This is a genomic window from Halobellus inordinatus, assembly GCF_024464655.1.
In the GTDB taxonomy this organism is placed as follows: Archaea; Halobacteriota; Halobacteria; order Halobacteriales; family Haloferacaceae; genus Haloquadratum; species Haloquadratum inordinatus.
Genome location: NZ_JANHAV010000012.1, coordinates 19,070 through 29,961 on the forward strand (window position 1 = coordinate 19,070; position 10,892 = coordinate 29,961).

At 64.9% G+C, this 10,892-nt stretch carries 11 protein-coding genes; 3 read left to right on the plus strand and 8 right to left on the minus strand.

Annotated features, from left to right (window positions below):
* Nucleotides 1–16 precede the first annotated feature (16 nt).
* The 6 genes from NO347_RS16130 to NO347_RS16155 form a co-directional block, all read right to left on the minus strand.
* Complete coding sequence (locus NO347_RS16130) at nucleotides 17–913, minus strand: class I SAM-dependent methyltransferase (protein ID WP_256290710.1); 897 nt, start codon at nucleotides 911–913, stop codon at nucleotides 17–19.
* Nucleotides 910–1,314 (minus strand): 6-pyruvoyl trahydropterin synthase family protein, encoded by a 405-nt coding sequence (locus NO347_RS16135; protein WP_121570162.1) that lies wholly within the window; start codon nucleotides 1,312–1,314, stop codon nucleotides 910–912. Before NO347_RS16135 ends, NO347_RS16130 begins: the two co-directional genes overlap by 4 nt.
* Before the next feature lie 38 nt (nucleotides 1,315–1,352).
* Nucleotides 1,353–2,360 carry a zinc-dependent alcohol dehydrogenase gene (locus NO347_RS16140; protein ID WP_256290713.1) on the minus strand — a complete coding sequence of 336 codons (1,008 nt, stop codon included), beginning with the start codon at nucleotides 2,358–2,360 and terminating at the stop codon, nucleotides 1,353–1,355.
* A gap of 186 nt (nucleotides 2,361–2,546) precedes the next feature.
* Nucleotides 2,547–3,851, minus strand: a complete 1,305-nt coding sequence (locus NO347_RS16145; protein WP_256290714.1) for a cohesin domain-containing protein — start codon at nucleotides 3,849–3,851, stop codon at nucleotides 2,547–2,549.
* Between the two features lie 6 nt (nucleotides 3,852–3,857).
* Nucleotides 3,858–5,714, minus strand: a complete 1,857-nt coding sequence (locus tag NO347_RS16150; protein WP_256290715.1) for a DNRLRE domain-containing protein — start codon at nucleotides 5,712–5,714, stop codon at nucleotides 3,858–3,860.
* Nucleotides 5,715–5,866: 152 nt separating this feature from the next.
* Entirely contained in the window at nucleotides 5,867–6,916 is a 1,050-nt protein-coding gene (locus NO347_RS16155) for a hypothetical protein (RefSeq protein WP_256290716.1), read from the minus strand.
* 368 nt (nucleotides 6,917–7,284) lie between these two features.
* Here NO347_RS16155 and NO347_RS16160 point away from each other — a divergent pair, with 368 nt between their 5' ends.
* Nucleotides 7,285–7,623: a DUF7471 family protein gene (locus NO347_RS16160; RefSeq protein WP_233560640.1), complete on the plus strand. Its 339-nt coding sequence runs from the start codon at nucleotides 7,285–7,287 to the stop codon at nucleotides 7,621–7,623.
* Between the two features lie 118 nt (nucleotides 7,624–7,741).
* Entirely contained in the window at nucleotides 7,742–8,254 is a 513-nt protein-coding gene (locus tag NO347_RS16165; protein ID WP_256290717.1) for a winged helix-turn-helix transcriptional regulator, read from the plus strand.
* A gap of 44 nt (nucleotides 8,255–8,298) precedes the next feature.
* On the opposite strand, the gene NO347_RS16170 is transcribed toward NO347_RS16165, so the two are convergent.
* Both NO347_RS16170 and NO347_RS16175 read right to left on the minus strand, forming a co-directional pair.
* Nucleotides 8,299–9,186, minus strand: a complete 888-nt coding sequence (locus tag NO347_RS16170) for a sulfite exporter TauE/SafE family protein (RefSeq protein WP_256290718.1) — start codon at nucleotides 9,184–9,186, stop codon at nucleotides 8,299–8,301.
* A complete protein-coding gene (locus tag NO347_RS16175; RefSeq protein WP_256290719.1) occupies nucleotides 9,153–9,833 on the minus strand; it encodes an SCO family protein in 681 nt (226 codons plus the stop codon). Before NO347_RS16175 ends, NO347_RS16170 begins: the two co-directional genes overlap by 34 nt.
* 323 nt (nucleotides 9,834–10,156) lie before the next feature.
* Here NO347_RS16175 and NO347_RS16180 point away from each other — a divergent pair, with 323 nt between their 5' ends.
* The gene (locus NO347_RS16180) at nucleotides 10,157–10,669 is read left to right on the plus strand and encodes a hypothetical protein (protein ID WP_256290720.1); all 513 of its coding nucleotides are present in this window, start codon (nucleotides 10,157–10,159) and stop codon (nucleotides 10,667–10,669) included.
* Nucleotides 10,670–10,892 lie beyond the last annotated feature (223 nt).

The following is a 10,892-nucleotide window of genomic DNA, read 5'->3' on the forward strand; positions in this document are numbered from 1 at the left end:
CGCAGGGAGTCCCGCTCTATGGAGCGCGATAGAGCAGGTCGTACTGGTGGGCGACGTAGAGGAGTTCGCCGGCCGCGAGCTGGTCGCGCCGCGCGTCGAGCCAGACGTCGAGGGCGGGCACTGTCTGGTCCGAATCAGAGATCGTCTCCTCGACGAACCGGAGGATCCGCGAGAGGAAGTACCGCTCGTCGGCCGGGTACACGGCGTCGACGGGGCGAACGATCCAGTCGGAGCTTTCGATCGCGAGCAGATCACCGTCCCGTCGGCGGAGCAGATCCGCGAGGTGGCGACCGGCCCGGACATCACGTCCGGATCGCTCGTCGATCGCGGCGTGGTACGCGCGTTCGACCGCGTCGTCGGCGGGATGGTCCGGCTGGAAGATCGTGCCGCCGTCGAACGTGATCGGGAAGTAAGCGAGTCCCCCCGGGCTGAGCGCCGACTCGACGGCTGAGACGAGACGCGGTAGTGGAACCAGGTCGGCGAACGCCTGGGCGATGACGAGGTCCAGATCCGACGCGCTGTCGAGTGCGTCGAGCGCGTCGCCGGTCTCGAAGGAGACGGCGAGATCCGAGACGGTGAAGTCGGCCGCAGCGGTCATCTCGTCGCGCTCGGACACCGACGACACCGGTGACGGGCCAGTGACAATCCCGTAGCCCGCCCGCTGGAGCGCGGCCGGGCGGACCCGACGGGCGAAGGCGACGATGCACTCGTCGCTGTCGACGCCGCGATACCGGCCGGAGTCGAGCCCCCACGAGAGCAGGCGTGGGACGGTGACGCCCGTCCCACACCCGGCTTCGAGGATCCGCGGCTCCGCAGGAAGCGCGTCCAGTAACCGGTCGCGGACATACCGAGATAGCGCCCGCTCGTCGACGGACCGCTTCGATTCGAGATACCGGGGAAGCGCGTGCGTCATTCCTCGAGGACGCGGCTGTGACTCGCCCACGAGACGTCGTCTTCCCAGATCCGCACAGTCAGACTCGTTGGCGTGGGATCGTCGAGCGCCGCCGCGACGCGGTCGCCAAACAGGCGCGCGAAGTGCTCGATGCTCGGGTTCAGGCCCTCGAACTCGGGGAGGTCGTTGAGAAGCGCGTCCCCGTACCGGTCTTCGAGGTCGTCGAGGATGGCCTCGACGGCGTCGATGTCGACCAGGTACCCGTAGGCGCCGAGTTCCGGGCCTGCGAACCGGAGTTCGACCGTGAAGTGGTGGCTGTTGATCTCGCCTTCGGGCCCGGGGTCCGGGACGGTGAGATAGTGCTGTGCGATGAACTCCCGCGTGACAGTCAGTTCGTACGTGTCGTCGGTGGGTGGGGCCATTCGTGGAAGTGAGAGCTGCGGTTGTTACTGAAAGCCGTTCACGGATACGTGAGCAGTACCTGGAGGACGCCGTCGGCGCGCTCGTCGAGGAGGCGATACGCGTCCGGCGCGTCGGAGAACGGGATCCGGTGTGTGATGAGCGATTCGACGTCGAGGTCGCGAAGCCGGGACAGCGCCGTCTCCGCCCGTCGAGCGCGCGTCCAGCGACCGCGGGTTTCCGGCGCGAGCGTGCTCACCTGGCTCGATTCGACCGAGATCCGATCGCGGTGGAACGACGCTCCGAGATCGACCGTCGCCGGCTTGTCACCGTACCAGGAACCGACGATAACGCGGCTGTCGTAGCCGGCAGCCCCGACCGCGTCGTCGAGCGTCTCCGGGTGTCCGGAGAGTTCATAGACCAGGTCAGCACCGTCGCAGTCGGGCCCACGATCGAGGACGTCGTCGAGTTCGTCGGGCGCGACTGCGACGTCCGCCCCCAGGTGTCGAGCCCGCTCTCGCCGGCCCGGGATCGGCTCGACGGCAACGAGCCGCCCGAGTGGGAACGACGCCAGCACGCCGATCGTACAGAGGCCGACGACGCCCGCACCGAAGACGACGACGTCCTCACCGACCCGCGGTCGTCCGTCGAGAACCAGCGACGTTGCCGTCTCGACGGAGGGAAACAGCACCATCTCCTCGACGGACACGTCCTCGGGGACTTCGATGAGTTGCTCGGGCGCGATCGAGAAGTGCGTCTCGTGGGGGTCGAACGCGAAAACCGTTCGCCCGAGCCAGTCGTCGTCGACCGCCTCGCCGACCGAGACGACGTCTCCGACGGAGGCGTACCCGTACCGCAGCGGGAACGAGAGGTCGCCGTCGATCGTTTCGAGCGTTTCGTCGGCAGGGAGCTCTTCGGGGGCGTCGCCCCGATAGATGAGCAGTTCCGTTCCGGCGCTGACGCCCGAAACGCGCGTTTCGACTAGCACTTCGTCGGCGGCCATCTCGACGGACGTCTCCTCAATCGCCGTCTCGAACGGGCCGGTGAAGTAGAGAGAGCGTCGGTTCATCGTTGAGCGAGCAGAGAGGACACGCCGCATCGCCGGCTCACAACCCTGTCAGAGGTCCGGGAAGCCGCCCGACAGCCGGGCCGTCGGGAGAGATCGAGTGGGGTGATACCAGCAGATGCGAGCTATACGATTATCATACTATCGGCCGGGGAGAATCGCGTCACACACCGGACGAGCCGTAGCGATTCACCCGCGGCGGGAACTCGTCAGGGCCAGGAGAGCGGAAGCTACGAGGAGAACAGCCAGCAGTCCAGGGACGGCGCCGAAGCCGTCGCCGAAAGCGTCCGACCCGCCGGTCGTGGCTCCAGTTCGGTCATCTCCGTCAGCACCGAGGACGTCGCTCCCGCCATCGGCTGCCTCGATTGCCGGCGTGGTCTCGGTAGTGACGCGTGGGGCTGTCGTCGGGGTCCTAGAGCGAGGATCCGAGGTACCGGAGGGAGTCATCTGGGATTGCTCGACGACGACCAGTCCGGCGGCTGTCTCTTTGGTGCCCAGCGCGTCGCCGACGCTGAGTTCGTAGCTCCCGGACTGCTCCAACGAGACGGTCATCGTGACGTGCTCCGTCTCTCCCGGATCGAGCGTGACAGTCGGCCCGTCGGCGGTCCGTGATCCGTTGACCAAGAGTTCGAGCGACGTACTGCCCGTCGCGCGGCCGCGGTTCTCGATCGTGGAGGTCACATCGACGCTCGCGTTCGGCGCCACTGAGCCATTCGACACACTGGCGTTGGTGAACGTGATATCCGCTCGCGACGAATCGGAGGAACTGCCACCGCCGCCACCGCCACTGCTACTGCCACCGCTGCTATCGTCGTTATCGTCGTTATCGTCGTCACCGTCCGAGGAGTCAGGAGTCGGCGTGGTGGTCGCTGTCGTGGTCGAATTCGGTGTGGGGGCCGCTGTCGTGGTCGAATTCGGTGTAGAGGTGGCCGTCTCCGTCGGCGTTGGTGTTGCAGTCTGAGTCGGCGTCCCCGTCGAATCCTCGACGATCTGCACAGCTGACGGCGACCGGTACGTGGCCGGTGAGAAGGTGCCTCCGTCCCCGTCCGCGAATTTCGTATCGGCCGCGACGAAGGCGACCTCGCCCTCGGTGTCGGCGTTCTCGGTGAATTCGAACGTGATGGTGGCGAGGACCGGATCGTCGGTCGCCGCCGACCGGTACTGATTGAACGCGACCCAGCCTTGCTCGTCGTTCACGGTCGAGACGGGATCCTCGAAGTCGGACGTGCCCGCAACGTCCTGGACCTGGAGCACCGCAGGGTCGTAGGTGAGGTTCGTCTGGTAGCCTCGAACGTCGGAGGCGGAGGCCCACACAGTGAGCGTGACCGTCTCGCCGGGCTCACCCGTGATCGAGTCGGCGGGCGCATCGCCCGCTTCCTGACCGAGCGTCACCGACGAGTCGGGAGCCGATGCGGCGGGGGTGACGCCCGCCGCGACGATCAGGAGCCCAGCGACGCACACGACGACAACCGACACAGAGAGCGAGTCACGCATCCGCGATCAGCCCCCTCCGGCGCTGTCGGCAACGGTAACGATGTCCCCAATGTCCACGTCACCGTCGTCGTCGACGTCGGCCGCGTCTCGGTCGATAGTGACGTCGTCGCCGTTGACGTACTGTTGCATCCGATCGACGTCGTCGCCGTCGACGTCCCCGTCGCCGTCGGCGTCACCTGCGAGCGATCCGTCGGAGCCGTCGGCGGGCGGCCCGTCAGCGTCGTCTACGTACCGGACGGTCAGTGTCGGCGGCGTCTCGCCCTCCGCCGTCTCGAAGTCCCAGCCGTCGTCGCCGAGCGGGAGGAACGCCCAGCCGTAATTGGCGGCCCCGTCGGCCCAGCGCTCGACGCTGTCGGTGACGTCGATCCGTGTCGAGCCGGACGCGACGCTACCAGTTTTCGCATCGGGCGTCGTCGCGGCCTCGCTTCCGTCCGCCTGTATGCCGCCATCCATCGAAGCCCACGTGTCGTCTGCACGCCACTCCGAGAGCATCCGATGGACCGCTGCGCCGTCACCCTCGTCGATCGTCTCGACAGTCAGCGTTGCTGATTGGACAGTCGCCTGAGACGGAATCTGTCCGTCAGCGTCGCCGACGATGTCGTCGAATCGAAGGAGCGCCTGCGCTCGATTCTCCGAGTTCTGCGGGTCGTTGGTGTCGACAGTGATCGTTGACGCAGTCCGATCGCTGCTCTCAGGGTCGGCTTCACGGAGGTTCGTATCGACCGTGCCGTCGTAGCCGTCGACGCCTTGCTGGAACGACGTGCGCGTGTCCTCGCTGGCAGACGGATCGAACCGAGCGTCGAAATCGAGGTCGAACGCGAACTCGCTGTCGCCGCCGGTCTCGTACTCGCCGAGGCTCGGCGAATAGGTGCGGAACTGAATTCGGTCGGGTGTTTCATCGCCGCCTCCGGGATGAAACTGCACGAGCCGGAGCCACCCGGTGCCGCCGTCGCTTCGATCCTGGTAGTCCGCGACGACTTCGTAGACTGATTCGCCGGCCGCGTTCTCGGAGACCTGGTGGTACTCCCCGTCGTCTTCGTGCCAGTGGCCGTTCAGTACGAGGAATATCTGGGGATTCGGCTCGATCAGATCCTGCCACACCACCTCACCCGGGTTCCCTTCGCCGCCGTCGTCCTGGGAGTTGGTCGCGCGGCTACCGTCGTCGCGGAGGTACGAGTGCGTCGTGAGGATCGTCGGGCGGTCGGGGTAGTCGTCGAGGACAGACTGTGCCCACCCCAGCGGCGTGGCGTCGTCGTCGACAGTACCTGACGGTTCCCACTCCAGGGCGAGGTGAAGGAAGTCGTAGTCGCCGGCGGAAAACAGTTGATAGGAGTTGAGGCCCTCCGCTCGCGGCCCCGACCCGCCGTACCACGAATAGTCGTCGAACCGTGCCGGGCCGAAGTACGCGGCGTAGTTCTCGACCGAGGAGGATTTGTCGTTCGTCTCGGCCCAGTCGTGGTTGCCGGGCAGCGTCGAGTACGGGACGACGCCATCGAGTGTCGACATCGCCCCGTCGATGCGGTCCCACTCGTCCTCCTCGGAGCCGTTTTCCACCAGATCGCCCTCGTGTGTGACAAATCGGATGGACTCGCTGTCGACGTTGTCGGCGATCCAGTCCGTCTGATCGGTCGCATACGAGATCAGCCGCTCTTTCTCGGCGTACTTCTGGGTGTCGGGGATCGCGACGACGGTCCAGTAGTCGTCTGTCTGTCCCGCGGCTGGCGTCGGCTGGAGGGCCGCGAGTGCGCCGCCCCCGAGAGCGCCGAGAAGCGTCCGTCGCGAGATGCTGAACCGATCGGACGCGTTCGAGACGACACCCGGGCGAACGTCTGGACCGTCTACGGGGGGATCAAAATGGGACATACTGTCGCCACCAAACGAGAGAGAGACCCGTCGCTTCGCAAATAAGTATAGACCAGTTGTGTGCCCAGTAGGAACGCGTTATCGAGGAACGGAGACGTTACCGTGTGGTGTGGCGCTCGTTCCACGCGTGAGGTCGGTGCGGGAACACGCGTTTAGTCGGTTGCCTCGACCGTCCGGGCGGATTCGAGCGATCGGACAGTCTCGACGATAGCCCGGTCCAGCCCGTGTTCGGTCCAGTCCCGTTTCCGTGGGATCTGTGCCCGGTACGTCACCACGTCGTCGAACAGTTCACGGAAGATGTCGCGCTCGCTGCGGACGACCTCGTCGAGCGTTTCTACCATCGTGCCGCCCTCGACGAGCGAATCGTACGCGTGGAAGTACTCTCGGAGCCGGCCGTCCCACTCGTAGTTGCAGATGGCCGACGTCGCGGCCATCGCCGCCTCGGTCGAAATCCGCGCGGCGGAGACCGTCTCGGCGTTCGGCGCCGCCTCCAGAAACAGCACGTTGTCCACACTCGCTCGCTCGACGTCGTTCGCAGCGGAGTACAGCGTCGTGACGTCGACGAAGTCCCGGTCGTTATCGGCGAGATACGCGTTGTTCAGATACCCGATAGCAGTATGCGGGAGCGAATGGCCACGGCTGACACGCTTGTCGATGAACGCGTGGACGTCGTGGCGGAGCCGGTCCTGGAACGTGTCGTACTCGGGCTCGATCTCGGTGAACGAGTCGAGATTGTAGGGCTGGAGATTCACGCCCAGAGGGTACCCGCGGGCTGAACCATCCGCGCCGACCCAGAGGCGGTCGTCCGAGAGGAAGTCCGCCCCGTTGCGGAGCAACGCCAAGAGCGTGTTCGTCTTGCCAGCGCCGCGCCAGGCCGGGAACAGCGTGGTCTGTCCGTCCAGTGTGACGCCGGACGCGTGAATCAGCGCCTGTCCCTGTTCGATGCGTCGCCGGCGAATCTCGAACTCCATCGGATAGATCGAGTAGAACGGCTCGAACCCGGGCGTCACGCGGATTTGCTCCCAGCCCGGTTCGACCGCCATATAGTCACCGCGGTTGTAGACGAGGAACTCCTCGCCGGTCCACCCGTAGTGATCCGTCGGATCGCCGAGAACGGTCTCGGAGTCGACCTCCACGGGTGCCTCTTCGATGACGAGGTCGGGGTCACGGGACGGCGAATCGGTCAGGAACTGGTCGTACATCTGGCGGTACTGGGTCGATGTACGTCCACCGTCGCCGACGACGGCTACCAGCAGGTCGCCGAAAAAGTCGTAATAGCGACGTGTTCTGTGTGGTCGGGTCGCGCGTGAGTTTCTGTTTGAGTTGGTCATATGAACGTGCCTGTGGCGTCGGACGGTTCCACAGGGCCTCCCAGAAGGGGACGTACCTCACGGAATGGCATTGTTAAATGGAACGTAGTTCGTTCCAGGGAGGGTACCAGAAGACGGCGCTTTCGGCCGCCGATAGAGCCGGTAACAGCGGTCTCGAAGCGGGCGTATAAGCAAACCGTACCGTAGCCTTCGCCGATCCAACCAGAACGGTTTAGACCGAGCTTTCTGTACACTGTGACGTGGTCCTGGGCGTTTCCGAGTCGGTGATTCGAACACTCGCACTCGTGCCGGCAGAGTGGGTCGACCGGCAGTACGCTGTCTTCCTCTTCGCAGGCATTCTCCTGGCCGGGATCGGCACGGTCGTGGTGTTCGCCCTGGGCGTCGCCGCCTACGCGCGCCGCAGAGAGTTTCACTACCTGCTCATCACGCTGGCGCTCGGTGCGCTCGTCGTCCGGACGGGAATCGGTCTCGCGACGGTGTACGGACTTGTGCCGATGACGATGCATCACCTGCTCGGCCACGCGCTCGACTTTCTCGTCTCCGCGCTCGTGCTGTACGCCGTCTACAGCACGCGGTAAGCGGAGCGACCGACGAATCCCAGAGAGTGAGATTCGGCGACTGCGTTTTGTACGTCGATTCGATAGCTACGACGTCCAGTAATCGGTATCCGACGACGGCCATCTCGACTCACTACCTATGCAACACCAACGCCAGCGGATCGAACGCTACGTTACGGATCATCCCGGGACCCACTTCAGCGAACTCAGCCGCGAACTCGACCTGGCAGCAGGGCAAGTCCAGTATCACGTCCGGAAACTGCTGAAACGCGACACACTCGTGCAGAAGCAACTGTACGGCCGGACGCACTACTACCCCCCGACGTACGACGAGTGGGAACAGAGCGCGCTCGCGCTGCTCCGACGCGAGACGGCGCGGGAGATCCTCGTCACACTGTTAGAACGCGGGCCGTCCCATCCCGACGAGGTAGCTGCGGCCGTCGGCGTCGCGAGAGCGACGCTCGAACACCACGTCGACCACCTCACTGAGCAGGAAATCGTCGAGAAGGAGTACGGCCGAAACAACCGCGTGACGCTCTCGGTCGTCGATCCCGAAGCGACAGCGGACCTGCTCGTCGCGATCGAGCCGTCGCTCCCCGATCGGCTGGTCGATCGGTTCGTCGTCCTCCTCGACGACATCTTCGGTGAGTAAGCGGGGCCGAAGGGGCTCCGATTCTCGCGAGCGATCGCGACCAACTACAATGGCTGATAATGCGGGAGGCTGAACAGATGCGGGACCGCGATGCCGAACAGACGTAATCCCGCGAGGAGCGTGTGTGCGCCCAACAGCAGGAAAACGGCCCCCAAGAGCCGGTGAACGAGGCGTCGGCGTCGCGAGCCGATAGACTGGAACAACGTCCCGTAGAGGAACAGCGCGGGGAAGGTTCCGAGCCCGAGTGCAGCGAGCGAAATCGCGCCGAAGGCGGGGTCGGCCTGGCTGAACGCATAGAGGAACGCGGGATACAGCAGCGGACACGGGAGAAATCCGTGGACGAATCCCAACGCGAAGATGCGTTCGGAGCCGACCCACCGGTCGATGCGGGGAGACAAAAACGCGTGAATCCGTCGAAACAGTCGATCGAGGAGCGGGAGGTGATCGACGATCGCCGTGCCACTCCCAGTAAGATAGCCGACCCCCGCGGCGACGATTGTGAGTCCGACAGCGACGCCCGCGACCGCCCGGATCTCGTCGCCGAAGGGTACCGTCGTCGCGGCCGACGCGAACAGTAGACTCCCGAGCAGTCCAAACGCCGCGCCCAGGATCGTGTAGATCGTGACGCGCCCTGCGTTGAAAAGCAGGTGCTGGCGGACCGCATACAGCGAGAGGAAGTCGTCGTCGCGGGCGCTAGTGGGTCCGCCAGCACCGCCAGCGCGTCCACCGTCCATCCGATCGGCGTACATCGACACGAGCGGTCCGCACATCCCGAGACAGTGGCCGGTTCCGAACAGGCCGACGAGCACGAACAGGCCGAGTTCGACCGTGCGCGTCGTCGGCGGTTGGGCCCCCGGGGCGACGCACGTCCCCCCGGTCTGCAGGAGCGCGTCGACGATCACGCTTGCAGGACGGTCTCCAGATCCGACCACACGCGGTCGCCCGCCGGGTCGTTGCCGGTGTAGGCCCGTTCGACGTAGCCGTCGGCGTTCGCCAAGAGCAGGAGGCCGAGGTGGTTGTACATATACATACTGCTCTCGGTCTCGCTCGTCTTCTCGAAGGTGACGCCGTAGGTCTCCTGGACCACCTCCTTTGCGTGGTCGTGATCGTCGGGGCGGAGGAAGTGCCAGTTGCCGGCGTCGAGATCGACGTTCATCATCTCGGCGTACTCTTCGAGCCGCGCCGCGTCGTCGCGCTTCGGATCGAAGGTGACAGGGAGGAACGTGACGTCGTCGCCGTAGCCAGCTTCGATGGCGTTCGTCTGGACTTTTCGCATCGAGGAGATGAGGAACGGGCAGACCGTGTTGCAGTGGCTGTAGAAAAACGTCATTACGACGGCGGTGTCGAGGTCGCCGACCGAGACGCTTTGATCGGTAGTGGCCGCCGGGAGGGTGACGTCCGGGAGTTCCTGGCCGTAGGCCGGATACGGGAGGTTCGCACTGCGGATAGTCTGGTCGTCCGGCTTTCCGAGGACGGTGTTCCCACCGCCGCCGAAGACGCTTGAAACCCCGCCGAGACAACCAGCGCTCGCAGCGAGGCCGGCCCCGCCTGCCGTCGCAAGAAACGTGCGTCGTCGCATTGGATGCTACCACGTACTGTCCGATGAAAGGCCGTCTGGTACGTTCCTCGAATACCGGAGAGAGTCGCTGTGACACGGTATCACTGGGCCTGTCGAAGCAGGCCAGACCTGACAGAAGACACTTACGTTGGTCTGGAAATAGCAAATATATGAAACGTCGGAGCGTTCTGACCACGGCAGGGGTCTCCTGGCTCTTTCTCTCAGGGTGCATCGCGAGGAGTCCCGGCAGCTCTCGGCAGTCCGATTCATCCGAAGCGCCCACTGGGACCGCTCGCTCGGCTACGTCGTCCGCGGACACGACGGACGAGGAGCCGCCACCGATTATGGAGGGACAGGGTCCGGCCCGTGGCGAGAGCGACGTCGAACTCGAGGTCGAGGAAGTCGAAGACGACGAGGAGGTGACGTACGTCGAGGACGAACACGCGGTCCGGTACGTCGCCGCGTGGCGCTACACGAATCGAGACGAAGTCGACGAAGGCGAGCCGCCCGAGCGTGAACCCGTCTACGAGACGACGCCGTTCGAACAGTGGGCGAAGACGCAGTGTACCAGCGCCGCCGCACGAACGGCCGCCGAACACGTCAACGACCAACTCGAAACCGACGAGGTCGGCGGCGGCATCACGAGCGCCGTGGAGGGTAAAGACCTCGTCGCGGTCATCTCGGTCCAGACGATCCTCGATCGAGACGGCGATCCAGTCAGTGAGACCGCAGTTACGTTCGATGCACTCGTCGCAGCGACGCCCGCGAACGTCCGCGGGACGTACCGCTTGGACGCCGAAGAATACCAGATGACCGTACCCGTGTACGCACAGTACCGCGTACTCCAGCAGGAATGACGGACGGATTGGAGGGAAAGAAATGTCGACGAAATCGCATTTCAGGGGCCGAATCCGAGGAGGCCGAGGACGATGAGCGTGATCCCACCTAGTATCGCGAAGAAGGCGGTCATAACACACGAATCGTTCCTTTACAGGCTGCCAAGGCGAATGCCACGGGGATTGGCTCCCGGGCAATTCACCAATCAGCACGCTCGCTCTAGTGGTTGCTCCGCATACTCAG

Excerpts from the sequence above, each read along its gene's own strand:
- NO347_RS16130 (WP_256290710.1), bottom strand. The coding sequence starts at position 913 with ATGACGCACGCGCTTCCCCGGTATCTCGAATCGAAGCGGTCCGTCGAC.
- NO347_RS16175 (WP_256290719.1), bottom strand. The coding sequence starts at position 9,833 with ATGCGACGACGCACGTTTCTTGCGACGGCAGGCGGGGCCGGCCTCGCT.
- NO347_RS16140 (WP_256290713.1), bottom strand. The coding sequence starts at position 2,360 with ATGAACCGACGCTCTCTCTACTTCACCGGCCCGTTCGAGACGGCGATT.
- NO347_RS16150 (WP_256290715.1), bottom strand. The coding sequence starts at position 5,714 with ATGTCCCATTTTGATCCCCCCGTAGACGGTCCAGACGTTCGCCCGGGT.
- NO347_RS16165 (WP_256290717.1), top strand. The coding sequence starts at position 7,742 with ATGCAACACCAACGCCAGCGGATCGAACGCTACGTTACGGATCATCCC.
- NO347_RS16180 (WP_256290720.1), top strand. The coding sequence starts at position 10,157 with ATGGAGGGACAGGGTCCGGCCCGTGGCGAGAGCGACGTCGAACTCGAG.
- NO347_RS16145 (WP_256290714.1), bottom strand. The coding sequence starts at position 3,851 with ATGCGTGACTCGCTCTCTGTGTCGGTTGTCGTCGTGTGCGTCGCTGGG.
- NO347_RS16135 (WP_121570162.1), bottom strand. The coding sequence starts at position 1,314 with ATGGCCCCACCCACCGACGACACGTACGAACTGACTGTCACGCGGGAG.
- NO347_RS16155 (WP_256290716.1), bottom strand. The coding sequence starts at position 6,916 with ATGTACGACCAGTTCCTGACCGATTCGCCGTCCCGTGACCCCGACCTC.